The sequence below is a fragment of the Kordiimonas sp. genome, assembly GCF_965216265.1.
In the GTDB taxonomy this organism is placed as follows: domain Bacteria; phylum Pseudomonadota; class Alphaproteobacteria; order Sphingomonadales; family Kordiimonadaceae; genus Kordiimonas.
On the sequence record NZ_OZ244153.1, the window covers coordinates 3,713,538 to 3,737,693 of the forward strand.

Below are 24,156 nucleotides of genomic sequence, written 5' to 3' on the forward strand. Positions count from 1 at the left end.
TTCAATTGCAATTGAGGCGCTAGTTTTACACTTTTTGAGAATATGTCAAATATACGTTTTCGTAAGTGAAAAGCGAAGTTTCCAGCCCCATAACGCCCGCTATCGGTACTTGTTCCATTCCTCCTCCAATACTGCCTTGGCTGCGTCGATAAAAGCAACTGCGTCGTCGCTTCTGAAAAAGCCATAAGTCCCGGCATATGACCCCCAGCGCCCGCCTGGCCTATAGGCTGTAACTTCATGGGGCTCACCCATAGTTTCGCTGAGGTAAGCATTCCACTTCATTGGACATGTACCGACACGTAACTTGACAAAATGATTGAATGTTCTGTTGAATGTCTTCTTCATAGGTTCTGTTCTGCGAACCATGGTCCATCCTTTCATTTACGCGAATCGTAACATCAGGATGATGCAAGAACAAACAAAGAACAAGAGGTCAATATGTGCGGCAGGCTATCTCATGAAATGTCTTGGCGACAAATCCATGACCTGTACAGCCTCACCGACCCGGACATGGTGCCGAACAGCCATAAGGCCAACCTGAATGCGGCTCCAACTTCCGTGTTACCCATCCTCATAAACGAGGGTGGTGAAAGCAAGGTTGTCCAAGCCCGTTGGTGGTTTCATGTTGATTGGGCCAAAGCTTTTGACCACAGCGCCAAATACGCCATGTTTAACGCCCGCACCGACCGCCTGAAGGATAGTCGGGCATACCGCCCCGCCTTTGAGCGAGGTCAACGCTGCCTTGTGCCTGTAAACGGGTTCTACGAGTGGACGGGACCAAAGGGCGACCGGCAATGCTGGCTGATTGATATCGAGGAAGACTGGAGCTTTTCACTGGCTGGGCTCTATAACCGCCACGAAAACATGTTCGACAAGGACGGTATGCCGGTGGAATACACCTTCACGCTATTCACCACAGAACCAAATGAGAGTTTCAAAGCCTACCATAACCGAATGGCCCGGCCTGTACCTCAACATGACTATTACTACTGGATGGATCCAACGTTAAGTACGGAACAGGCGTTCGATTTCTTACGCCCGATGGACGAGAAACTGGATCGCATGACGTGGGAGTTTCACGCGGTGGACAAGCCAGGGGCGCAGGCTGATCGGAATTCATAATGCACACGATATGCAGCTAATATGAATGAACCTCGGCGACATCATTACATTCCGCAGTTTATACTTAGGAATTTTTGCGCAAATGACGGATTCCTGTTCGCATACAGCAAGCAGTCCGAACGTTCTTCCGTTTATCAGGTGAAGCCCAAAAACGTTTTTCTGAGAAAGGACCTTTACGCCTTTGAAGGCGCGGGTGGTGAGTTAAATGTCTCGCTGGAAAAAGGATATGCCCGGCTAGAGTCCTCTGTGGCCCCTATTGTAGAACGGATGGTCAATGCAGTGCGTGAGGGTGACGTGCCCTTAATGTCAAGGGAAGAACGCGGGATTTGGGACGCGTTTTTCTATCATCAATTAAAACGCACACCTGATTATCACAACCCTATAATTGCAAGGCAGAACTTCGACAAAATATTAGCTGACGGCATAGCTGAATGGGAGGCCCAGAAAGGTAAGTTAAGTCAGGAAAAACTACGAGAATTTAGCGACCCTATAAAGCGAAAAAAAATAAGACAACAAGCTAAAATAATCGGTCTGGCAAAATCGAACCCTGAGGTATCCCGGCTACTTGCAAAGATGGGTATACGTATCTTGAAGATTGTTGATGCAAAAAAGAGCTTCGTAGTTGGCAGCAATCCCGTTGTTCGTATGGGACCGCCTAATGCAGGATATCTCGGACACCCTGAATATGAAATGTGGCTACCGATCGCACATGACATCGCTGTTAGTCCGAATGGAAGTGAAACTGGTGTGCAGACTCACTTTCTTAACGATCACAACGCTATACGACGTTTAAACGCGAAATTGTTCGCCCAGAGCGAAATGATTGCTGGTCGATCTAAACAACTAGTCAAATCTCTTACGCGCAGTGGGAAATGACGCGCTACCAGAAGTTTTACAGTAGAAAACACAGTAACTTTGAAAGTTAAATGAAGTTAATTATTTAAAAACAACATGTTAGTAAACTAATGTGATGGCGGTTGCGGGTACCACTCTTTAAAACCGTTAAAGTTATTGATGGAGCGCCTGTTTGACTAGGCGGACGTAGGTTTGTGTGCCAGCTAGATAGAGCACCTCTGGCTTATGTGTCGTAATATATTCCTTGATAACCTTGTGCATTACATCGGAGGCATCAAAGGCGATTTCAGCCAGGAAATCAGATGATGCTTTGGTTTTGGTGTAGTGCAGGTACCCGCGGGTGCCACTGAGCGCCACTTCCGCGCAACGGAGCCCATATTGCTGCCATAGCTTGAGTAAATGATCACGGTCCTTGTCGTCTGGTAGGGAAACAAGTGCGTGCGCGTTTTTTCCCTTAAACTGTCCGGTGTAGAGACGTTCATCCGCCGATGAAGCGCTGATGATGGCCTCGAGAAGAACCTTGCATCCATACGCGTTGGCCCACAAGAAAGAGGGAGATTTCACTTCAATTTCGCTGATCGGGCGGTGCCGGTCGTGCCTAGTCAGGTAAGCGCAAGCAGCCGTTCGGGCGAGTTGGTCATTGCTGGCCAGCCAGAACGGAAGAGCTGCATTCTCACGCATCGACTCCAAATCAGCAACGTCAGCATGGATGAAGGCGCTGAAACGCGACTGTAACTCCGTGGGACACACCAGAAGGCCTGAGGAGTTGCTGATGGAAAGCTTATCAGCCGCGATATCCGTGAGTGAAGGGCCGAGATTGGCTGCGTGCTCAAGAAAAATGCTGGTGACCACGCTGATTGCGCTTCCAATCTGGCCAACCTCGTCAAACTTTGCGCCGCGCCCTGTCTCCAGAACATAATGGTCAACGCTCTCGCGTCGAAACCACATCAGCGCGATAAGCATGAAAACTCCAGATGGCGAGAGATAGCCATGCTCGCCAGCCGCCTTTAGCAGGGTGTGCAGGTGTGGGCGCAAGCCATTGTAGATAGCAATGAAGGTTTCTTCGGGGATTGGCTCCCCGTCAATTTGTATGCGGTCCAGATGGGTGAACTCTTCAGGTGAGACGAGAAGCCCGACTTTCTCGCCCGGAAGTGTTTTATGCAGATAGCTGGCGATAAGCCTGCTTGTTGTGCCTTTGCCCTTGCTTCCAGTAACGCGGATGGTGCGCTCAGATGGAGGTAAAACGCCGAGATCACGCGCGAGCGAGATCAAGTGGCGCGGGGTCCGGAAGTCGCGGTCATATTTCCCCATATGCAGGCTTTTAACCCGCATGTATGATGCGAAAATTTCGTCAAGAACGCTATCCATCGAATGTAGGTCAGCCATGGCATCCGTGCTTCCGGTTGTGGTTGCGCGGATATTGGGTATCCATCGTGCTGAAATCAAGCCCGCTGTTAGCATCTGCTCTTTCAGGCGTCCATGCTGCCAATAATCAACATAACCTTGAGCACCTCAAAGCGAAGAAGATGTAGTTCTCTAGTCGGGTTGAACTGTTTAACAATCAGTGTATCCCCGTCCCATTTTTCAAATTGCTTGATCAGGCCCTTATGCCCTGTCATCTCAATCAATACGAAGCGGCCTTTCCTTGGCGTTTTATGAGGATGAATATAAACCAGATCACCAGCCTGATACTTGGGCACCATACTGTCGCCCGTGACATAGACGGCGAAAGCATCATCAACACCGTCAAGTGATGTGGGGCGCGCTGTCCAGTCAATGGCGCCATCTTCCATCACGATGTTGCCGTCGTTCCCGCCTTGGGCCCGCCCGAGGATGGGGAGGTCTTTCTGTCTTTGGGAAAACCAGTTCTTGTGGCTATGGCTAAAAGAAATGGTCGGCAAGGCTGCTGCCACCCGCTTTTTCTCCACCGTGCAATCGAGCTGCGGGTTGGACGGATTTCCTGATAGGGGGAGGAGGGAGGATTGCCGCCGGAGACGAACAGGTTTTAGATGGTTTCGCATATTTGTTCTCCTTTTGTTCTATTATGCAGATTTGGCGACGCTGTTAAAGCGTAAAAGTTGTAACAACGCATTTTCTTGGATGGTGTCGAAAGTTGGATCGTTAACTGCGCTACGCCCCTCATTCTCTTCCCTTTAAGACTAGATTCTCTATCTGGCACAGCTTTTGCTCATTCATTGGTGAACCAAAAGGCAATTTCGCCAGTGGCTGAGTGAACCGACGGATGAGAAAGCGCGTTAAGTTTATGCTTTTCAAAGAGAAAAGACTTCAGGGTGATGTGATGATTAGGGGTGAATTGCGCTTCGGTCAGGCCAGGTTTGCCCGGTTGAGCCTCACACCTGCGGCACTATTTGCCTTCCCTGTTGCGGAACAGAACGCGGAGGTGTGCCATGACGCTTAATGGAATTCTGACCACATCGCTGAGCGGCCTTTTCACCAACCAGTCGGCTATCCGGGTAACTTCCAACAATATCGCGAACGTGAACACTGAAGGTTACTCGCGGCTGCGTGTCTCTACAGAGGCCAACGTGCTGCAGGGATCATCAGCGGGTGTCACTATATCCGAAATTGAGCGGGTCGTTGACCGTTTCCTCGAAAGCGCACTTCGTACGGCTGGTTCAAACACCGCCGAATTTTCTGTTCAGCGTGAATTTCATGACCGCCTTCAGGGGGTTCTTGGTGATCCTGCATCAAACAGCTCGCTCTCAGCGCGTATGGATCAGGTTTTCCAGGCGATGGCCGACCTTGCGCTTAATCCCGCTGACGTGCTTCGGCGGCAGCAAATGCTGTCTGAGGCCGAGAGCTTTACGAGCCAGATCAATCTGTTCCACGAGCAAATCCAGACGCTGCGGGCTGACGCAAGCCAGCAGATTTCGGAGACAGTGACAGAGATTAATACGGAACTACAACGAATTGCCGAGCTTAACCCGCTTCTGGTGCGGCAGCGTGCTATGGGTGAAGAAACCGGCGGCCTTGAGGGCCAGTTGGCGCAGGCGCTTGGGAAGCTTTCGGAACTGATCGATATTAAAGTAGACCGCGCACCATCTGGTGGTGTGACCGTGACAACCCAGTCCGGATATCCGCTTTACGATTCGTCGCTTCTGCAGCTTGAGTATGATGCGCCGGGTATTGTTGACCCGGGGACAGACTTCCCGCCGATCAATATTTTCCGGGTAGACTCGGAGACGCTCGAGCAAAAGTCTTCGAGCCGCGATCTCGCTTCGCACATTCGGTCCGGCAAGCTGGCTGGCCTTTTGGAGATGCGGGACGAACAATTGGTTGATCTCTCACTATCGCTCGGTGAAATGTCAGCCCGGTTGATGGATGAGTTTAACGCTATCCACAACGAGTTTACGGCGGTGCCCGCACCAAACCAGTTGAGCGGTAAGCAAACGCTAGTTGATGGTGCTCAGCAGACTGGCTTTTCAGGTATTGTTACCTTCGCTGTTGTTGATGCGGATAACGAGCTTGTGCAGTCGGTCACCGTGGACTTCGATTCCGCACCACCTGCAGATTTTGATGCACTGGTGACTCAGGTAAACACAGCGCTTGGCGGTGCAGGCACGCTTGCGCTCACCGATGGCGTGATGAGCTTTACGGCGACTAATGCGGCCCACGGCGTTGCCATCGCCGATGACGCGACAACACCGAGCGACCGTGGGGGCCGTGGTTTTAGTCACTATTTTGGCATGAATGACCTGATGTCTGCAGGGGCTAGTGGTATCTATGATACCGGGCTTGATGGCTCGGAAAACCACAATATGGGCTCCACTGAGAGCACGACGTACCGGGTGGTAAATTCATCTGGGGCTGAGATTGCCACCGTGTCCATTCCTGTTGGCTCGACGACAAGTTACAACGACATCATCACCGCGATGAACAGCGGGGCCACCGGTCTTGGTAACTATTTTAGCTTCACGCTGGGGTCAAATGGTGAGCTGAGTTATGCGGAAACCGCTACTTATACAGACCTGAAACTTGAAGTGGTGTCAGACACTACGGATATTGGCGGCACAGGTATCAGCTTTACCGAGGCTTTTGGTATCGGTGACCAGCATAAAGCGAATGCCGCCAGTGACGTGAAAATTGATCCAACCATTAAGGCAGACCCTAACCGGCTTGCGCTTTCCGTGTTCGATACAACGGGCGCTATTGGCGATGTAGTGTTGACGGACGGTGACCAGCGCGGCGCCCTTGCGTTCCAGAAATTGGAAACAAGCCTTGTTAGTTTTGCCGCTGCAGGTGAACTTAAAGCCAGCAACGTAACGTTGAGCCAATATGTGGCGCGCTTCCTTGGCAATGCGGGCCTTCAGGCGCAACGCGCCCAGAATTTGGAAGAAGATAATATCGCACTGCAGCAGGAAGTTGCGCAGCGCAATGCCGATGTCTCCGGCGTGAATATGGATGAAGAATTAGCCAATCTGGTGGTGTACCAGAACGCCTATAGTGCTGCGGCGCGCGTGCTTTCAAGCGTGCAGGAGCTATACGATAACCTTTTGGCGGTGGTGTAAGGAGAAGATAGATGGTTCGAGTTTCTTCTTTTGGGCAACAACAGCTTCTGATCAGAAGCATCATGAACAACCAGCAAAAGCTGTTTGACGGCCAGCGCCAGATTGCAACCGGCAAAAAAACCGACGAATACCGTGGTTTGGCGGGTGAAACTGGTACGGTGCTTGGTGCCCGCTCCTTCAAATCACGCGTGGATACCTACCAGCAGACAATTGCTACCATTCGCGGCAAGCTTGATGCCAATGATGTGCAGCTTGAAGGCGTTCTAGGTGCCATGGACAAGCTGAAAGAAACCATTCAGACCACGCTTGCAAATGGGCAGGCGGAGGGTTTCTCGGAAATGTTGGGGCAGACTTTCAAGTTTGTGGTCAACTCGCTCAACACCAACTTTGACGGGACCTATCTGTTTTCGGGTGCAAAAACAGGCTCTCAGCCTGTGAATGTGGCGGATTTGCAGGAGTTGGCTGGCCTTGGGTCGGTTGCTGAAGCGTTTGACAACGGGAATGTCGCCTTTGAGGCGCGCATCGCCGATGGGGTCGATCTTGAGTTTGGTTTGCTGGCCGATGATGTCGCGGGTGGTATCTTTCAGGAAATGCTCGACCTTTATGATTTTGACGAGAATACCGAGGAACTGCAAGGCGAGCTGTCGCAAGCCCAATTTACCTTCCTTCAGGGGCAGTTGGCATCAATCGATACCGCGATCGACAACCTGCGTCAGATCCATGTGTCCAATGGTCTCGCCTATGAACGCCTTGAGGTGGTGGATGACCAGCACGCGGATACAGCGGTGTTTCTTGAGACCTTCATTTCTGATCTGGAGGATGTGGATATCGCGGAAGCCGTGACGCGCCTCAACAATGATCAGATTGCGCTTGAGGCATCTTACCGCGCTATTGGGTCGCTGTCGCAGCTGTCCCTTCTCAACTTCCTGTAAAGAAACGACCGAACGGCGTTGCAATTCCTGCTCCTCAGGATAGATTGGGCATCCTGCAAGTTTGAGGATGTATGATGCCGGTTTCTGCCGATGAGTTTCGCAATGGGATGCGCCGCCTTGGTGGTGCGGTAAATATTGTTACTGCGGCAGATGGTGATATCTGGGCCGGATTAACGGCCACGGCCGTCACGTCCCTATCAGCAGAACCTCCGCGCCTCCTTGCCTGCATCAACCGTCAGGGCGTGACCTACGACATCGTATCCAAGGGCAGAACTTTGGGTGTCAACGTACTTGGGCGGCAGCATCAGGCGCTTGCCATGCGGTTTGCGGGCCTGAATGGTGAGCCGGAGACAGAGCGCTTTAACGACGGTGAGTGGCTCACGAGTGTTAGCGGCGCACCACTACTTGAAAGCGCACTTGTCAGTTTTGATTGCTCGGTTGAAAGCATCCTGGACGCTGGCAGCCATGCCATTGTGATCGGCAATATCGAGACAATTCGAGCAGCAGATATAGATGTCGCAGACCCACTTTGTTATATTGATGGCAACTGGGCAACACTGACGCCAATCCCCTAAAATTCAGCCATTTACCTGCTTTTTACCCAAACAGATGATAATTCTCTTCCGAGTCGGCAAAAAAAATGCGACTCTCGAATCGCTATATGTTGACTCTGCGAATCATTGTGATTCGATATATAGTGTTTTGGGCAATGTTTTGCCGGGTGCAGGATTAAGTATCTCTTGTAAGGTGTTGATTCTTAGTTAAGATTCTATATTCTTATTTCTGCTAGGGGTTTTCGGCCAGGTTTTTCTTGGTCACGCGAGTGTAACAACTTGTACCAGAATTTACCGGGAGACGGTTGTTGGTCAGTAAGGAACTGCAAGAGCTGTTGCTGTTGGCGAGGAATAAATCCTCGGAGGGACGTGCACGCCTTGTAGAGAATATTACAGACCTTTTTCTGTCGGACGATGGCCGTCTGAGCGAACACGAGCGTGCATTGATGTCTGACATCCTCGGCAAGCTTGTAAGCCAGGTGGAGACGGATATCAGGAAGGAGCTTTCAAGCTCTCTATCTCTATCCGGCGTGGAGTTGCCTGAAATCGCGAAGATGCTTGCAAACGACGACATTGAAATTGCCCGGCCACTCTTGGAACGGAGCGCCCTTTTGAAAGATCCAGACCTTATCGAAATCATACGGATGCGCACGGATGAACACCGGATGGCAATCGCCATGCGGGAAGATGTCTCCGAGCAGGTGAGCAATGCGCTTGTTGAATATGGCAGCGAAGACGTTATCGAGACACTGCTGAACAATCACGATACCCAGATATCCAAGCGAGCTATGGAGTATCTGGTGGCGGAATCGCGCCGCGTTGACCGGTTTCAGGAACCGCTTCTGCAGCGCTCCGACCTGCCGGGGGACCTGGCGTACCGCATGTATTGGTGGGTGTCCGCAGCCCTTCGGAAGCGCATTCTCTCTGATTATGAGGTTGATCCGATGTTGTTCGAGCAGGCGGTGCGGCGCGCAGCCAGCACGGTGCTCGTGGATCAGGGTGACGAGCAAAGCGCTTATGTGCGGGCACAAAAGCTTGTACGTCGTATGGTCGAAAATGGTGAGCTGACAATCCAGTTTCTGGTGAATTCACTACGCCAGCAGCGGGTTGCCGTATTTGTGGCGGGTTTGGCTGAGCTCGGCGGTGTGAATTTCCGTACAGCATGGCGCATCTTTACCGACAAGGGCGGTGAAAGTTTTGCCATCCTTGCCAAAGCGGTGGGGATCGACCGGAACCAGTTTACCAATATCTATTTGCTTGTTGTTCAGGCACGCGAGGGCGGGGCGGCTAAGTCCCCCGGCGTGTTGAAAGACATATTGGCGCTGTTTGATGCCACTTCTGAGGCCAACGCCAAGGGGGCGCTTCAGGTTTGGCAACGGGATAACGCCTATCAAGAGGCAATTGAAGAACTAGAGAAGGTGGGGTGATGCCAAGCCTATAGGGGGCATAGGGGCACGCTCGGGAGGAAACCTGAATGAAACTGGAAAATCAGCTGGAGGACCAGAAGGTTGTAGACCTTGCTGGCCGTCGCGGGGGCGGCGAGAATGCTGAAGGGGCTTTTGGGGCCTCCATCAGTCGTGCTGAACCGCGTTTTACACCAGCGAATGAGCAGGTGCTAGGGCTTGTTGCCCGCATACTGGTTGACGAATCGCTGCCATTTTATGTGTGTTCCCTTGATGGAACCGTGATGCATGTGAACGATCACTACCGCACGCTTGATAAGGCGCTGGGTGATATCACGCTTGCTCCAGGCGAAGCTGCACTTGCAGGCCGTTTCATGGTGCCATCCCTTAAACCTGTGATTGACGATGTTCTGGCAAGTGACACAACCGTGCGTGCGGAAGAGATTGTACGCATTGGCGGCCATGATCGTATTTTCCTCGGGCGGCATACGCCTGTGCGCAACGAGCGCGGTGATGTTGTCGCCGTTGCAGGCACATATGAAGATGTTACAGCTCAGGTACGGGGTATTGAAGAAGCCAACCGCACGCAGGCACGTTTTCAGGACTTCGCCCGCGCGAGTTCTGACTGGTTTTTCGAGTGTGACGCAGACCTGCGTATCCGTTCACTTTCTGACCGCTTTACAGCAATAGTGGGCCAGCCTGCATCGCTTTTCATTGGGTCCCGTTTTGAGCAGTTTGGCCGTTTTGAGCATAACCTTGAAGGCAAGCTCGACGGTGCGCAATCGATCAAATCTCGCAAACCGTTTCGCGAGCAGCTTTTTGTCATTTCCGAACCAAGCGGTGAGGAACTGAAGTTTCACTTGTCGGCTGTGCCGGTTTTTGATCGCCAGAGTGGTGATTTCCGCGGGTATCGCGGCGTAGGTATGGATGTTACCGCACGCTATAAACAAGCTGCGGAAGCCGATCATATTCGTCACAACCTTGAGACCTTACTTAAGGAACTGACCCGCAAGAACATGGCGCTTGATGAAGCTACTGTGCAGGCAACAAGCGCGCTGCGGGCCAAAAACGAATTTCTGGCCGCCATGAGCCATGAACTGCGTACACCGCTCAACGCGATCATTGGTTTTGCGGAAGCTTTTGAGCATGAGACGTTTGGTGCGCTCGATAACTCCTACATGGCTTATGCAACAGATATCCGTAAATCAGGCCAGCATCTTCTTGGACTGATCAACGATATTCTGGATGTGGCGGTGATCGAAAGCGGCGGACTGTCGCTCTCAATCGACGAGCTGCCTGTTGAGCAGATTTTGACTAAAGCGGTACAGATGAACAAGGATGCTGCCGCTAGGAAAAAGCTCGATATCTCAGCGCTTGAAGTTGCAACCGACGCTATGGTGCAGGTGGATGACCGCCGCACGACGCAGATATTTGTGAATCTTTTGTCTAACGCCGTGAAGTTCACACCTGAAGGTGGCCAGATCGGCGCTGACGTTTCTGTCAATGCGTCTGCGGGGCAGGTGACGGTAACGGTATGGGATAGTGGCATCGGTATTTCTGAAGAGCATGTGGAACATGTGTTTGAGAAGTTCCATCAGGTAACCGAGCATATCTATTCCCGCAGCCAAGAGGGTACGGGGCTAGGCCTGCATATCAGCCGCGAGCTTGCGCGCAAGATGGGCGGTGATATCTCGCTTCAAAGTGTGGTGGGGCAGGGAAGCCGCTTTACGGTGACGCTTCCGTTGGCGGACGGCACGACCAAAGACACAGACTTTATCTAATATAAACCCGGAAAAATTCGGGACGGGAGTTGGGGCGCCAGCGCATAAGTGCGGCGCCCCAATTTTATTTAGCCTAGTTGCCTTTGATAAAGTCGCGGATATCTTTCACCAGTTTTTCAAGCGAAGGCTCATGCACATACATCATGTGGCCGCTCTCATAATACGTGAAGGTAACCCGGCTTGTATCAATGCCGTTGGCGTTGAAGGTGTTTTCGGACGCAAAAAACGGCGTTGCAAGATCATAATAGCCACTTGCCAGCAAGGCGCGGAAGTCTTTGTTTTCCCGCATGGCTTCGCCTACGTGAGGCGCGACGTTAGGGTAACCTTCGCTGTAGCCGCGTTTGCGTGGCTCTGACCAGTGCCGCCCAGGGACACCTGAGAGCACCTCATATTTGCGCTCGATATCCACGCCAAGTTCTGTTTGCAGATAGTGGTTGATGCCCGCCGTGTATGCCGCATCAATGCCGTAGCCTGAAGGGTCACCATCAAAGGTATCGCCAGTGCCTTCATAGTCGCGGCCCTTGTAGCGACTGTCCAGGCGGCCGGTTACAAATCCTTCATCACGAAGCAGCTCTTTCATGAAGCGCATGTTGTTGATCCGCAGGTTTGCGTTCTTCACATACTGAAGCTTCAGGCCGGTATAGGCGGCAACTTTCTCCGCCGTGGCGTTGAAGGCATCGTCTGACAGGCGGTTGCCCTGTACAAGCGCGCTGGCGTATTCGCCAAGCGTGAAGGCGCGAACCTCATCAAGGAAACCTTCAAGTGTGCGGCCGCTTTTATCTACCTTGCCGTGGTACCACGCCGTGGCGGCCATGGTCGGTAGGTAGGAGATATACGGCGTATCGTTGCCTGGCTGGTAGCGCGCTGTCTGGAAGTCGAGGATTGACGAGATGAACACCACGCCGTTTACAGCGATATCAGCCCAGCTGCCTTGCAGTTGGTCTAGAAGGGCTGCAGCGCGTGTGGTGCCGTAGCTCTCGCCTGATAGATATTTGGGGCTGTTCCAGCGCTTGTTTTTAACCAGCCAAAGCCGGATGAACTCGGCAATGGACTTGGCGTCATTCTCAATGCCCCAGAAGTCCTTGCCTTCACCCTTGCCAATGGCACGGCTGTAACCAGTGCCCACAGGGTCGATGAAAACCATGTCCGCGACATCCAGAATGGACAGCTCGTTATCAACGAGGCGGAAAGGCGCGGCACCGTCATCTTCTGCTTCGGATGGAACGGCAACTCGCATAGGTCCATAGACGCCAAGGTGCAGCCATAGGCTTGCGGAGCCCGGACCACCGTTAAAGATGAAGAAAACCGGCCGTTCGGCGTTATTCTTGACGTCTGTGCGCAGGTAAGTAACCGAGAAGATGGCGGCGGTTTCTTCGCCCTTTTCGTTCTTGAGGTGAGTTTCACCCGCAATGGCCTTATAGCGAAGCTTGGTGCCGCCAAAAGTGCCTGATTTCTCAACCTCATAGGTTTTTACCGGCTCTACCGGTGCGGATTTGTTTTTTTCATCGTCCGCCCATGACGGTAACGCGATGAAGCTGACCAGCGTCAGACTGGCCAGAATTTTATGGAGTTTATTCAATTTCAGTTCCCCCTGAATTGTGAACCGCCTCTCGCTAACGCGTTTGAGGCAGCGGAGTCCGCATAAAAGCGACAAGATGTGTGCTCTAGTAGGCGAACTGCTCGGTGAAAATACGCTCTGCCAGCGTGTGCTCCTGATCAAACATGATGGTCAGCGATACGTCGCGGGCTTCTTCAACCACAACATGGCGAACGTCTCGCACCTCGTGCATGTCGGCCACCGCAGAAACCGGTCGTTTTTGCGGCTGGTTGATGGTGAAGGCAATACACACATGATGAGGAACCAGCGCGCCGCGCCAACGCCGGGGCCTGAAAGCCGAAAGTGGCGTGAGGGCCAACAGGTCTGCACCCAGTGGGATGATAGGGCCGTGGGCGGATAGGTTGTAAGCCGTGCTGCCTGCGGGCGTGGCCACAAGCACACCGTCCCCCACAAGTTCAGGCATGCGGACCTTACCATCAATCGAAATACGAATTTTGGCTGCCTGCCGGGTTTCCCGGAGGAGCGAAACTTCGTTTACGGCCAAATATTCAACTACTTCACCGTCACAGCGGGTAGCGCGCATACGAAGTGGGTGCAGCGTATAACTTTCAGCCTTCTCAAGCCGATCGACAAGATCATGCTCGTTAAATTCGTTCATCAGAAAGCCGACGGTGCCTTTATTCATGCCAAAAATCGGCACATCGCGCCCCATATAGGCGTGCAGCGTTTGCAACATGTAACCATCGCCCCCAAGCGCGATAATCACATCTGCTTCCTTGGTGCCTACGGCTTTATACCGGTTCCGTAATGTTTGCGCCGCTTGGGCTGCCTCGCCAAATTCACTGGCGATAATGGCGATTTTCATAAGCTTCCGTCCCTTTGTAGGATGGCAGTATAGGGAAATTTAATTTTAGCGCGAGTGGATTTTATCCGCCAGTTTGGCTCATGTGTCGGCCGACTTTACCCACCATCTGGTCGCCCTTCATGGCAAAGTCATGCCCCTTGGGTTTTATGCCAATAGCTTTGTCGAGCGCGGTATTCAGGTTCACCTGCGGATTATCCGAGCGGATGGCTGCGCGCAGGTCAACATGATCATCCTGGCCAAGGCACATATAGATGCGGCCGGTACAGGTTACCCGCACCCGGTTGCATCCTTCACAAAAGTTGCCGGTGAGCGGGGTGATAAGCCCAAGGCGTGACGTTGTGCCCTCAATGTTAAAGTACCGGGCAGGGCCTCCGGTGCGGTGACCGCTTGGGCTAAGGTTATGTTTTTTCAATAATTTAGGCAATACGTCCGTCAGCGGTAGATATTGGTCCTCGCGCGCGTCAGCCACATCACCGAGCGGCATGGTCTCAATAAGGGTGAGGTCTAGGCCTTCACCAATGCACCAGTCCAGAAGCGCAGGCAGTTCAGTTTCGTTCTGGCCCTTAAGGGCGACGGTGTTGATTTTAACCTGCAAGCCCGCGGCTTTGGCCGCTTTGATGCCATTGAGAACGTCAGCCAATCGGTTACGGCGGGTGATTTCGCTAAAGAGATCAGCATCCAGCGTATCAAGCGACACATTGATGCGTTTCACGCCTGCGCGCGCTAGGTCTTCCGCCATATGGGGGAGCTGCGTGCCATTGGTGGTCAGCGTAAGCTCGTCCAGGTTTCCGCGCTTGACCTCGTCCCCAAGCGCATTGATGAGCCAGATAATACCTTTGCGAACAAGAGGTTCGCCGCCTGTAAGGCGAATGCGTCTGACACCGCGTTCCATAAAGGCCCGGGAAAGGCCAAGCATTTCTTCAAGGGTCAAAACGTCCGGCTTTGGCAAAAACACCATGTTTTCTGCCATACAGTAGCGACAGCGCAGGTCGCACCGGTCTGTAACCGAAAGGCGCAGGTAAGTGATACTGCGCCCGAACGGGTCTTTGAGCGGCCGTGTTGCCGGTATATTTTGCTTGCTGTCAGGCATGCCCACAATGTTGGATGAAGCGTTGCTGTCGTCAAGTCATTAGAGCGTGAACAGGTAAATACTGTGTGTTTTCAGGCAAAAAATGGCTGAAATCAGCCCTTGTCGTCGAGAAGGGAACCGAGCGTTTCATCAATGCGCTTGAAGGCTTTGGCGTTTGCCTTGAAAGAATGTTCTTCCGATTTCAGGTCAACCATCTGCTGCAAAAGGTCTGAATACCCCGGGGCATGTGTGGTGGAACTGTTACCATAAGTGTGGTCGGGTGTGGCGGAATCTGTGACGGTTTTTGTGGCGTGAGGTGTGGCGCTTTCAAGCCCCCTTGAGAAGCTTGTTGCCTCACTTGAAGACTTCAGGATTTCGCGCGCGATATCGGTTGCCCGCTTTTCAGCTTGCAACATTCCCTGGCTCGCGATGTTCAGTGCCTTGATCACGTTACTTGGTCTCCAATACCAATGGTCATCATACATCGGATTTTGATAAATGCCTCTTAAGAAATATATACAATTGTATCTTTCCTGTTTTGGAGAGATTGGTTTGAAAGCTTAGGGGATTGGTGATGGATATAGATGTGGTGATCGACGTGGTGTGCCCATGGTGTTTTGTGGGCAAGCGCCAGCTCGACCGGGCACAGAGCATGAGGCCCGGTACGGTTGAAAACGTGCGGTATCGCCCGTATCAATTGTCACCGGAAACGCCGGCGGAAGGCGTGGACCGGAACGCCTATTACGCGAAAAAATTTGGCAACAGCCCGCAGTTCCAGGCCGCACGCCAGCATCTGAGGGACATGGGCTCGGACCTCGGCATCAATTTCGACTTTGAGAGCGAGTGCCGTATCGCCAACACGTTGGATGCGCACCGCCTTCTGCGTTGGGCAGTGGGAGTGGGCGCGCAGGGAGCTGTGGCTGAAGGGTTGATGCGCCGTTACTTTGAGGAAAGTAAATTCATTGGAGACCATGCATTGCTGCGCGAAGTCGCAGAAGAAGCAGGGATGGACGGCGCTTTGGTCGCCGATCTCCTGACTGGTGACGCTGATATCGTTACGGTGCGGCAAGATATCGACGGTGCCCGCCGCATGGGTGTGCAGGGTGTGCCGCTTTATATATTTGATGGCAAGTCTGCACTTTCGGGCGCGCAAGGCGCGGACGCGATCGTAGCTGCCATCGATAAGCTGAAAGCTGCCTGACGATACAATCCCAAAAGGGGAGGAGCATCCCCCGGGGAAGGGGATGCTCCTGGCTCGGTACAATGAGGGTACTCAATACTCGGCCCTGGGTGGGGGGCCGTTTGGAACCAGGGGTATAGGGGGACCCCTGGGAAGGTCCGGGCGCACTCTTGGGAGGAAACGCGCCCGAATTTCGGGTCACTTAGGGGGTCGTGAAGCTTGTTTAGAAGCTCGCAAGCAGGCCGGTTTTAGCGGTCCACTGCTTCATGCCGTCGCCATAAGTGGTGTAATCCAGGCCGGTGCGCAGGCTAAGGCCGTTAGAAAGTGCACGCTCATAACCGGCACCGAACCGCCAGCCGTCTTCGGTTGTTTTGCCAACGTCTGCTGCATCACCGAAGTCAAGACGAGTGCGTACATAACCGGCTTTACCGTAGAAAAGATTTGCGCCGTCCGGCCCAAAGGCCTGACCAAGAATGAGCGATGCGCCATATTCATAGTCGGTGTCGCGTTGACCGAGCTGCTTGTAGCCCGTGTCACCAAACGTGCCTTCAAGGCCGAAAACAGTGTCTGTGTCTGACTGCATACGGTACCCGAGCACACCACCATAATAGATGCTGCGATCGCGTTTACCGTCGATGGCGAGTTTGGTCCAATCCACGCCAGCTTCAACACCGCCGTAGATGCCTTCAAATTTCTTCGCTTCTTGAGCTGACGCGATACCCGAAATAAGGGTCGCTGCTGCTGCACCTGCGATAAGGGTTGATGAGAATTTCATAACAGTCTCCGTTTTTCTATCCAATGCTGCCAGCCTTGTTCACTTCGGTTGGCTTCGATGATTGGAATTTCGCGCCGGACTGCGGCCCGGAAATGGATAAGGCGCGGCGGAATTAAGAAACATTGTGGCTTTTTATGGCGGTCCGATGAACGGATGTTCAGAAACTATTGGCTGCAGGCATAAGAAAAGGCGCCGAAGTGGCGCCTTTCCTCACTTTTTCTATTTCTGTCGTAAAACCAATGATTTACGACGCAGGTGTGGTGCTTGTATCTTTTTTCTCTGCTGCGCTGAGCACAATCCAGCCCAGAACGGCTGAGATGATGCTGGCTGCAAGAACGCCTATGCGCACATTGGCGTTCATGCCAGGGTCTGAATAAGCAAGGCTGCCGATAAAGAGGCTCATGGTAAAACCAATGCCCGCCAGATGGCCCGCTCCCCAAACATGTTTCATTGACATGCTGCCGGGCAGCTTGGCCTTCAGTATATAAACGGCAACAAGTGCGCCCATCACAACACCCACCGGTTTACCGATGGCAAGGCCGCTCAGGATGCCTAGGCTGATGGGTTGCATGAAGGCGTCAAAGCTCAAGCCCGCCAGCGACACCCCGGCATTTGCAAAAGCAAACAGCGGCAGGATCATAAGGGATACGGGTGCGTGCAGGTTATGCTCCAGCTCCTCAAGCGGTGAATGGCCTTCTTTGTCTTTACTGGCCGGTATGGCAAGACCTACGGCAACGCCTGCGAGTGTTGCGTGTACACCGGATTTGAGCACACAGATCCAGATGAGTGTGCCAACAAAGAGATAGGCCGATGTGTTGCGTACACCGAAGCGGTTCAGCACAAAAAGGCTTATACAGCCAAGAAGAGCAAGAACGAGCGAGAGCGTGGACAGCTCAGCCGTATAGAAGGCGGCGATGATTACAACAGCACCCAGGTCATCAAGGATTGCAAGCGTCAGCAGGAAGAGCTTCAACTCAGGCGGTACGCGGCTTCCGAGAAGCGCAAGAATGCCTATGGCAAAGGCGATATCCGTGGCGGTCGGGATAGCCCACCCGGCAATAGATTGCGCGTCGCCGTTGTTTGCAAACCAGAAGAACAGCGCCGGGATAACCATGCCGCCAACCGCTGCGAGGCCGGGCAGTGCGAGGCTGCGCATGTCAGAGAGTTCACCGGAGGTGACTTCGCGCTTTATCTCAAGTCCCACCAGCATGAAGAAAATGGTCATCAAGCCTTCGTTAATCCAAAGCAGAAGGGGTTTGGACAGACCATAACTGCCTACAGAAATTGTGCCTTCGGTCTCGAGAAGGGCGTTGTAGTACGGCGAGAGGGCAGTGTTATCCATTAAAATGGCAAGGGCTGCCGCCGCGATCAGCAGCAGGCCACCAATCGCGTCAGGCGAAAGTTTCAGTTTCATCGATGTCTCCATAATCAGCGTCGGATATGGGGACAAACCGTGGGCATACAATAGAAAATCGGCGGAAATCGACCGATTATCGGTAGCTAGGCGTTGGCAACAGCAGCGAGCTTGCGGGTAATAGTCGCCACGGTCTTGAGCCGGACACCGACCTTGTCCATGCGAGCGTAATATACCAGCTTATGGTCGGGCCGCAGTTTTGCGGTCGCGCCGGTTGAGGAAATAAACTCCACCAGACCGCCCGGGTTCGCGAATTTATCGCCCCGGAAGGAAAGGGTGACCCCTTTGGCCCCTGCCTCAAGCTTTTCAATGCCTGCACGTTTTGCGTGTCCCTTGATGATCATGATGGCAGCAAGCTGTTTGACCTCACTTGGCAAGTCGCCAAAACGGTCAATCAGCTCAGCGCAGAAAGCGTCAACATCTTCGCGGGTCTCAAGGTCTGCAAGGCGGCGATAAAGAGCCATGCGCTGGGTAAGGTCAGGCACATAACCTTCCGGTATCATCACCGTTGCACCAAGGTTGATGGTGGGTGACCACTGGGTGTCTTCATATTCCTCGTCACCACCACCGGCGCGGGCCTCGGCCACGGCTTCCTCCAGCATCTTCTGGTAAAGCTCCACGCCTACTTCTTTCACGTGGCCGGATTGTTCGTCACCAAGCAGGTTTCCGGCACCACGAATGTCCATATCGTGGCTTGCGATGGTGAAGCCGGCCCCAAGGGTATCAAGGGCTTGCAGTACCTGAAGGCGCTTGTCTGCGTTATCCGAAAGCACACGGTTTGCAGGTGTGGTGAGATACGCATAGGCCCGGGTTTTAGAACGTCCAACCCGGCCCCGAAGCTGGTAAAGCTGCGCAAGACCAAACATGTCCGCTCGGTGCACCACCATGGTATTGGCGGTGGGGATGTCGATACCGCTTTCAATGATCGTGGTTGAAAGCAGAACATCATACCGGCCTTCATAAAAGGCGGTCATCACATCCTCAATGGTTTTGGGCGACATCTGACCGTGACCGGTGATGAACTTCACCTCAGGCACATGTTCCTTGAGGAAGTTTGAGGCATCCTCCAGATCAGCGACGCGGGGCACCACGTAAAAGCTCTGCCCGCCGCGATAATGTTCCCTGAGCAGCGCTTCACGCACGACCACCGGATCAAACGGTAGCACGAAGGTGCGCACAGCCAAACGGTCCACCGGCGGGGTCGCAATGATGGATAGGTCCCTGATGCCTGACATAGCCATTTGAAGCGTGCGCGGGATCGGTGTTGCTGTCAGCGTCAGCACATGAACGTTGGATTTCAGTTCCTTGAGTTTTTCTTTGTGCGCAACGCCAAAGTGCTGTTCTTCGTCCACGATCAGGAGGCCAAGTTCCTTGAATTCTATGCCCTTGGCGAGAAGCGCATGCGTGCCGATCACGATATCAAGCGTGCCGGTGCGCATCTCTTCTTTGCTGGCCTTGGCTTCCTTGGCACCCACAAGCCGTGAAAGCTGTGCAATACGCACGGGCAGACCCTTGAAGCGTTCAGTAAAGTTCAGGAAATGTTGGCGCGCGAGCAGCGTGGTCGGCGCGACGATCGCCACCTGATGCCCGGCCATAACGGCAAGGAAGGCGGCACGAAGCGCGACTTCGGTTTTGCCAAAACCCACATCACCACACACAAGGCGGTCCATGGGACGGCCCGATGACAGGTCACCCGCCACATCTGCGATTGCTCGGAGCTGGTCGTCAGTTTCCTGAAACGGGAAGCGAGCCGCAAACTCGTCATACATGCCCTCAGGCGTTGTGATGCGTTGGCCCTCGCGCATCTCCCGCTGGGCTGCAAGCTTGATCAGTTGGCCTGCCATCTCGCGGATACGGGCTTTGGCTTTGGCTTTGCGCGCCTGCCATGCAACACCGCCAAGCTTATCAAGTGCGCCACCCGCATCTTCGCCGCCAAAGCGGGAAAGAACCTCGATATTCTCAACAGGCACAAAAAGCCTGTCGCCGCCAAGGTAGGTGAGCAGCAGGCAGTCATGCGCCGCACCAGAGACGGTGACCGTCTCGAGCCCCTCAAAGCGGCCGATACCATGGCTTGCGTGCACAACCAGATCGCCGGGGGTGAGGGCACTGGCTTCCTTGAGGAAATTGTCTGCGCGCCTGCTACGGCGTGCTTTGCGCACCAGCCTGTCGCCCAGCACGTCCTGCTCGGAAATGACGGCCAGATCCTTGGTCTCGAACCCACGTTCAAGCGCCAGCACAGTTACGGCGATGCCGGTTTTATTTTCGCGCCTGATCTCTTCCCAGCTATCGGCAAGGCCCACAGGCATCAGGCCATGATCCTCGAGCACGCCCTTAAGGCGGTCCGCAGCCCCCTTGGAGTAGCTCGCAAACACCACGCGCTTGTCGCCAGCCCTGAGTGCCTTCACATGGTCGCGAACCGCGTCATATACGTTAATGTCCTTGGTGTTGCGCTCAGGCCCGAAATCACGCCCCTGCCGCGCCCCAAAGCTCACCACGTCAAGCGCGGGCGGTTCTTCAAATGGGGTAAGGCGGCGCACGTTATGGTCCCCAAGGCGGGTTTCCCATTCCGCGTCCCCCACATAAAGCAGCTTGCTGGGCACTGGCTTGTAGGGCGGGGTGGTAATGTTTCTGTTGGTGCGGGCGATATCCCAGGCTTCCTTGCGAGCCTCATAATAATCGTCAATCGCCTTGAAACGTTCTGTCGCGGCTTCATCGGCCTGATGGTCCAGCGTGAAAACGGGCTCATCCAGATAATCAAACAGGGTTGCCATTTCTTCATGGAAGAACGGCAGCCAATGTTCGGCGCCCTGATAGCGGCGGCCTTCGCTGATCGCTTCGTACAAGAGGTCATCACCCTTGGCGGGGCCAAAGGTGTTCACATAGTTGCGGCGGAAGGCCTCGATACCTTTTTGACCAAGGGAAAATTCGCTTGCGGGTTTCAGGGAAAGCCGTGGCGCTTTGCCGGTGGTGCGCTGGTCGAGCGGGTCAAACCGGCGGATAGTGTCGAGCTCATCACCAAAAAAGTCGAGCCGAAGCGGGCTTTCTTCACCTGTGGGGAAAATATCCAGAAGGCCGCCGCGTACCGCAAACTCGCCCGGTTCCATAACCTGGCCGGAGCGGGTGTAACCGCTTGATGCCAGAAAATCCGTCAGCGCGGCCATGTCAACCGTATCGCCCGGCTCGGCGTCAAACGTCGCGCCCTTCACTGCGCTAGGTGCAGGCACGCGCTGCAGCACCGCGTTTACAGTGGTGAGCACCAGAAGCGGCGCTTTTAGGCGGCGGTTGCTGAGCCGCGCGAGCGCCGCCATCCGCTTTGAGACAATATCGCCTTGCGGGCTGACACGGTCGTAAGGCAGGCAGTCCCAGGCGGGGATGGAGACAACTTCAAGGCTGGGGGCAAAAAACCGTGCTGCGGATGCGAGAGAAGAGAGCCGTCCGTCATCGCTTGCCACGTGCAATACCGCGCGCCTGCCGTCCCCATAGGCGCGGGCGGCAAGGTCAGTGAGCAGCATGGCGTCATAGCCGCCGGGCACACCCGACGCGGTGAGCGGCATTTCTGCACTGACAAGCTCTTTAAGCAGCATCGAATGTCCCGCCCTAGCGCGCTTTCAGCGTCATGAAATCAAGTTTTTTCAGGCGGTCCATCATCGGGCCTTTGAAGGCGTCGGGTTCTTCTGCGCCGCCGGTGACCCATTTGAGGATCTCATGGTCCTGCTCTTCAAAAAGACGCTCGAACCACGCACAGTCTTCCTCACCAAAGCTTTCACCGTTTGCTTCAATGAAGTTGCCGAAAATCAGATCCAGCTCCTTGATGCCCCGATGCCAGGCGCGAAACCTGAGCCGCCGCCTGCGGTTTTCAAGGTCGATCTCTCCGTGCGGATTATAGGTATTTTTGCTCATCATGATGGTCTCGGCTGTCAACTTTATGCTTGCCCAATTGCTGGGCGGCACACCATAAGCTAAGGTCCGATTTCATTAAAGGGAAACTTCTGGCTTTTTGAAAGGGATGCGGCCACATGCGGCCTGAGGCGCTTTTTGATTATTTTGCCGATATCGAACGCTTGCCGGGCATTGGCAAACGTAACCGTCTGGCCATTGAAAAGCTCGCTGGTGTACGTACGCGGGACCTGCTGTTTCACCTGCCCACAGGGCTGATTGACCGGCGCTATAGCCCCAAGGTTGCGGATGCCGCCGCAGGCTCTGTCGCCACGTTAAAGGTTGAAGTGGTTGAACACCGCCCGTCTCACAACAAGCGCGCGCCATACAGGGTCGTGTGCCGGGACGACACAGCAGACCTCACGCTGGTGTTCTTCAATGCCCGCGCGGATTACCTGCGCAAGCAATTGCCGGAGGGTGAGACGCGGCTGATCAGCGGCAAGGTTGAGCACTATCAAGACAATGTGCAGATCACGCACCCCGATTATATCGTCGCGCCAGAGAATGAAGCTGATCTGCCAGCGGTGGAAACCGTGTACCCGCTTACCGCAGGCCTGTCGGGCAAGATTTTGAGGAAAGCGATCCTTGCGGGGCTGGAGAGCGTGCCACCATTGCCTGAATGGCATGATGCGGCGCTGATAGTGCGCGAAGGCTGGCCCACATTACTTGATGCGCTTGAAAGCCTGCACAAACCCGACGGTCCCGGCGCACTTGCGCCCACCAGCAAGGCCCGGCGCCGGTTGGCGGCAGATGAGCTGCTCGCGAGCCAGCTCGCGCTCGCAATTGTCAGGGACCGCACGCGCAAAAAACGGGGGCGTGCGTTGAAGGGCAGTGGCCATATTCGTGAGCGTATCCTTGGCGCATTGCCTTATAGCCTCACCGGTGACCAGAAAACGGCGCTGGGGGAGGTTGTTGCAGACCTTGAGAGCGAACGCGCCATGCTGCGCCTGATGCAGGGCGATGTGGGCAGTGGTAAAACTGTGGTTGCACTTCTCGCCATGGCGGCTGCGGTGGAGGCCGGGGTGCAGTGTGCGCTTCTGGCGCCAACGGAAATTCTCGCCAACCAGCACCTTGAGACAATCACCCCGCTCGCGGAAGCAGTGGGCTTGCGCGTCGCTTTGCTGACCGGGCGCTCAAAAGGTAAAGCGCGGCAGGCAGTGCTCGAACCACTCGCGGCAGGCGAGATTGATATCCTTATCGGCACCCATGCGCTCATTCAGGGTGATGTGACATTCAAGGACCTCGGCTTTGCCATCATTGATGAACAACACCGTTTTGGGGTGCAGCAACGCTTGGCACTTGCGGGCAAAGCAACATCTGGCGTTGATGTGCTGGGCATGACAGCAACGCCCATACCACGCACGCTCACGCTCACAGCTTATGGTGATCTGGATGTCTCCCGCATTATGGAAAAACCGCCGGGCCGCCTGCCTGTGGATACCCGCGTGGTGGCGCTAGACCGCATTGCAGATGTGGCATCTGGCATTCAGCGCGCGGTGCAGGCTGGTGCGCGTGCCTATTGGGTATGCCCCTTGGTGGAAGAGAGTGAGCTGTTGGATATTGCCGCCGCGGAAGATCGTTTCGCGAGCCTCAAGGGCATGTTTGGCCCTCAAGTCGGGCTGGTGCATGGTAAAATGAAGGGGCCGGAGAAAGACGCTGTCATGGCCCAGTTCCAGAAGGGCCAGATCAGCGTGCTGGTATCCACCACCGTGATTGAGGTGGGGGTGAACGTGCCCGAGGCTACGATCATGGTGATTGAGCACGCGGAGCGGTTTGGCCTTGCACAGCTTCATCAGCTTCGTGGCCGAGTTGGGCGTGGTAGCGGGAAATCAAGCTGTATCCTGTTGCGCACCAATGAAATTGGCGAGGTCGCGCGTGCGCGCCTCAAGATCATGCGCGAAAGCGAAGACGGTTTTCTGATCGCGGAAGAAGACCTGCGCCTGCGTGGTGGCGGTGAGATTTTGGGCACCAAACAATCTGGCCTGCCGGAGTTCAAGCTGGTTGATTTTGTCGAGCACGCTGATCTGATTGAGCTTGCGCGTGACGATGCCCGGCTTATCATCAACAAGGACCCGGAACTCAGCGGTGAACGCGGCAAGGCGCTTAGGCATCTGCTGTATCTGTTTGAACGGGACGAGGGTGTGCGCCTGATGCAATCGGGCTAATCGGTTGGGGAAATAGGC

The 24,156-nt window shown here is 54.2% G+C and carries 20 protein-coding genes; 9 read left to right on the forward strand and 11 right to left on the reverse strand.

The window, feature by feature from the left end; all coding sequences use genetic code 11:
* Window positions 1-99: 99 nt before the first annotated feature.
* Window positions 100-345 (reverse strand): hypothetical protein, encoded by a 246-nt coding sequence (locus ACOOGA_RS17185; RefSeq protein ID WP_420429102.1) that lies wholly within the window; start codon window positions 343-345, stop codon window positions 100-102.
* Between the two features lie 117 nt (window positions 346-462).
* Between ACOOGA_RS17185 and ACOOGA_RS17190 the strand changes: the two genes are divergently transcribed.
* Window positions 463-1,122 (forward strand): SOS response-associated peptidase, encoded by a 660-nt coding sequence (locus ACOOGA_RS17190; protein WP_420429104.1) that lies wholly within the window; start codon window positions 463-465, stop codon window positions 1,120-1,122.
* A 21-nt stretch (window positions 1,123-1,143) separates the two neighbouring features.
* The gene (locus ACOOGA_RS17195; RefSeq protein WP_420429106.1) at window positions 1,144-1,998 is read left to right on the forward strand and encodes a DUF4238 domain-containing protein; all 855 of its coding nucleotides are present in this window, start codon (window positions 1,144-1,146) and stop codon (window positions 1,996-1,998) included.
* Between the two features lie 132 nt (window positions 1,999-2,130).
* Here the strand turns inward: ACOOGA_RS17195 and ACOOGA_RS17200 are convergent, their stop codons facing one another.
* Together ACOOGA_RS17200 and ACOOGA_RS17205 are read right to left on the reverse strand one after the other, a co-directional pair.
* Window positions 2,131-3,363, reverse strand: coding sequence for a hypothetical protein (locus ACOOGA_RS17200; RefSeq protein WP_417462024.1), 1,233 nt, complete (start codon window positions 3,361-3,363; stop codon window positions 2,131-2,133).
* An 83-nt stretch (window positions 3,364-3,446) separates the two neighbouring features.
* A complete protein-coding gene (locus ACOOGA_RS17205; protein WP_417462023.1) occupies window positions 3,447-3,998 on the reverse strand; it encodes a S24 family peptidase in 552 nt (183 codons plus the stop codon).
* Window positions 3,999-4,385: 387 nt separating this feature from the next.
* On the opposite strand from ACOOGA_RS17205, the gene flgK reads away from it, so the two are divergent.
* The 5 genes from flgK (at window position 4,386) to ACOOGA_RS17230 (ending at window position 11,176) form a co-directional block, all read left to right on the forward strand.
* The gene (gene flgK / locus ACOOGA_RS17210) at window positions 4,386-6,506 is read left to right on the forward strand and encodes a flagellar hook-associated protein FlgK (RefSeq protein ID WP_417462022.1); all 2,121 of its coding nucleotides are present in this window, start codon (window positions 4,386-4,388) and stop codon (window positions 6,504-6,506) included.
* An 11-nt stretch (window positions 6,507-6,517) separates the two neighbouring features.
* A complete protein-coding gene (locus ACOOGA_RS17215; protein ID WP_417462021.1) occupies window positions 6,518-7,438 on the forward strand; it encodes a flagellin in 921 nt (306 codons plus the stop codon).
* A gap of 71 nt (window positions 7,439-7,509) precedes the next feature.
* Window positions 7,510-8,013, forward strand: a complete 504-nt coding sequence (locus ACOOGA_RS17220; RefSeq protein ID WP_420429108.1) for a flavin reductase family protein — start codon at window positions 7,510-7,512, stop codon at window positions 8,011-8,013.
* A gap of 287 nt (window positions 8,014-8,300) precedes the next feature.
* On the forward strand, window positions 8,301-9,419 hold the full coding sequence (locus ACOOGA_RS17225) for a DUF2336 domain-containing protein (protein ID WP_417462019.1): 1,119 nt from the start codon (window positions 8,301-8,303) through the stop codon (window positions 9,417-9,419).
* 47 nt (window positions 9,420-9,466) lie between these two features.
* A complete protein-coding gene (locus ACOOGA_RS17230; protein ID WP_417462018.1) occupies window positions 9,467-11,176 on the forward strand; it encodes an ATP-binding protein in 1,710 nt (569 codons plus the stop codon).
* Between the two features lie 73 nt (window positions 11,177-11,249).
* Here ACOOGA_RS17230 and ACOOGA_RS17235 read toward each other — a convergent pair whose 3' ends face one another.
* From ACOOGA_RS17235 to ACOOGA_RS17250, 4 genes are all read right to left on the reverse strand, one after another.
* Window positions 11,250-12,755, reverse strand: coding sequence for a S10 family peptidase (locus tag ACOOGA_RS17235; protein ID WP_420429110.1), 1,506 nt, complete (start codon window positions 12,753-12,755; stop codon window positions 11,250-11,252).
* 85 nt (window positions 12,756-12,840) lie between these two features.
* Window positions 12,841-13,599, reverse strand: coding sequence for an NAD kinase (locus ACOOGA_RS17240; protein WP_417462017.1), 759 nt, complete (start codon window positions 13,597-13,599; stop codon window positions 12,841-12,843).
* A 61-nt stretch (window positions 13,600-13,660) separates the two neighbouring features.
* Entirely contained in the window at window positions 13,661-14,689 is a 1,029-nt protein-coding gene (gene moaA / locus ACOOGA_RS17245) for a GTP 3',8-cyclase MoaA (protein WP_420429112.1), read from the reverse strand.
* A 92-nt stretch (window positions 14,690-14,781) separates the two neighbouring features.
* Window positions 14,782-15,117: a hypothetical protein gene (locus ACOOGA_RS17250; protein WP_417462015.1), complete on the reverse strand. Its 336-nt coding sequence runs from the start codon at window positions 15,115-15,117 to the stop codon at window positions 14,782-14,784.
* 125 nt (window positions 15,118-15,242) lie between these two features.
* Here ACOOGA_RS17250 and ACOOGA_RS17255 point away from each other — a divergent pair, with 125 nt between their 5' ends.
* Window positions 15,243-15,869: a DsbA family oxidoreductase gene (locus ACOOGA_RS17255; RefSeq protein ID WP_417462014.1), complete on the forward strand. Its 627-nt coding sequence runs from the start codon at window positions 15,243-15,245 to the stop codon at window positions 15,867-15,869.
* 202 nt (window positions 15,870-16,071) lie between these two features.
* On the opposite strand, the gene ACOOGA_RS17260 is transcribed toward ACOOGA_RS17255, so the two are convergent.
* The 4 genes from ACOOGA_RS17260 to ACOOGA_RS17275 all read right to left on the reverse strand — a co-directional run bounded on the left by ACOOGA_RS17260 (window position 16,072) and on the right by ACOOGA_RS17275 (window position 21,940).
* Entirely contained in the window at window positions 16,072-16,623 is a 552-nt protein-coding gene (locus tag ACOOGA_RS17260; protein ID WP_417462013.1) for an outer membrane protein, read from the reverse strand.
* 244 nt (window positions 16,624-16,867) lie between these two features.
* Window positions 16,868-18,037 (reverse strand): Na+/H+ antiporter NhaA, encoded by a 1,170-nt coding sequence (gene nhaA, locus ACOOGA_RS17265; protein ID WP_417462012.1) that lies wholly within the window; start codon window positions 18,035-18,037, stop codon window positions 16,868-16,870.
* Window positions 18,038-18,123: 86 nt separating this feature from the next.
* Window positions 18,124-21,621, reverse strand: coding sequence for a transcription-repair coupling factor (mfd, locus tag ACOOGA_RS17270; protein WP_417462011.1), 3,498 nt, complete (start codon window positions 21,619-21,621; stop codon window positions 18,124-18,126).
* 13 nt (window positions 21,622-21,634) lie between these two features.
* The gene (locus ACOOGA_RS17275; RefSeq protein WP_417462010.1) at window positions 21,635-21,940 is read right to left on the reverse strand and encodes a succinate dehydrogenase assembly factor 2; all 306 of its coding nucleotides are present in this window, start codon (window positions 21,938-21,940) and stop codon (window positions 21,635-21,637) included.
* Window positions 21,941-22,053: 113 nt separating this feature from the next.
* Here ACOOGA_RS17275 and recG point away from each other — a divergent pair, with 113 nt between their 5' ends.
* On the forward strand, window positions 22,054-24,138 hold the full coding sequence (gene recG, locus ACOOGA_RS17280) for an ATP-dependent DNA helicase RecG (protein ID WP_417462009.1): 2,085 nt from the start codon (window positions 22,054-22,056) through the stop codon (window positions 24,136-24,138).
* The last annotated feature ends 18 nt before the right edge of the window (window positions 24,139-24,156 follow it).

Coding starts and splice junctions, on each gene's coding strand:
- ACOOGA_RS17190 (WP_420429104.1), top strand. CDS start 463: ATGTCTTGGCGACAAATCCATGACCTGTACAGCCTCACCGACCCGGAC.
- ACOOGA_RS17195 (WP_420429106.1), top strand. CDS start 1,144: ATGAATGAACCTCGGCGACATCATTACATTCCGCAGTTTATACTTAGG.
- ACOOGA_RS17255 (WP_417462014.1), top strand. CDS start 15,243: ATGGATATAGATGTGGTGATCGACGTGGTGTGCCCATGGTGTTTTGTG.
- ACOOGA_RS17200 (WP_417462024.1), bottom strand. CDS start 3,363: ATGGCTGACCTACATTCGATGGATAGCGTTCTTGACGAAATTTTCGCA.
- nhaA (WP_417462012.1), bottom strand. CDS start 18,037: ATGAAACTGAAACTTTCGCCTGACGCGATTGGTGGCCTGCTGCTGATC.
- ACOOGA_RS17205 (WP_417462023.1), bottom strand. CDS start 3,998: ATGCGAAACCATCTAAAACCTGTTCGTCTCCGGCGGCAATCCTCCCTC.
- ACOOGA_RS17260 (WP_417462013.1), bottom strand. CDS start 16,623: ATGAAATTCTCATCAACCCTTATCGCAGGTGCAGCAGCAGCGACCCTT.
- ACOOGA_RS17215 (WP_417462021.1), top strand. CDS start 6,518: ATGGTTCGAGTTTCTTCTTTTGGGCAACAACAGCTTCTGATCAGAAGC.
- mfd (WP_417462011.1), bottom strand. CDS start 21,621: ATGCTGCTTAAAGAGCTTGTCAGTGCAGAAATGCCGCTCACCGCGTCG.
- ACOOGA_RS17220 (WP_420429108.1), top strand. CDS start 7,510: ATGATGCCGGTTTCTGCCGATGAGTTTCGCAATGGGATGCGCCGCCTT.
- ACOOGA_RS17275 (WP_417462010.1), bottom strand. CDS start 21,940: ATGATGAGCAAAAATACCTATAATCCGCACGGAGAGATCGACCTTGAA.
- ACOOGA_RS17185 (WP_420429102.1), bottom strand. CDS start 345: ATGAAGAAGACATTCAACAGAACATTCAATCATTTTGTCAAGTTACGT.
- ACOOGA_RS17230 (WP_417462018.1), top strand. CDS start 9,467: ATGAAACTGGAAAATCAGCTGGAGGACCAGAAGGTTGTAGACCTTGCT.
- recG (WP_417462009.1), top strand. CDS start 22,054: ATGCGGCCTGAGGCGCTTTTTGATTATTTTGCCGATATCGAACGCTTG.
- moaA (WP_420429112.1), bottom strand. CDS start 14,689: ATGCCTGACAGCAAGCAAAATATACCGGCAACACGGCCGCTCAAAGAC.
- flgK (WP_417462022.1), top strand. CDS start 4,386: ATGACGCTTAATGGAATTCTGACCACATCGCTGAGCGGCCTTTTCACC.
- ACOOGA_RS17240 (WP_417462017.1), bottom strand. CDS start 13,599: ATGAAAATCGCCATTATCGCCAGTGAATTTGGCGAGGCAGCCCAAGCG.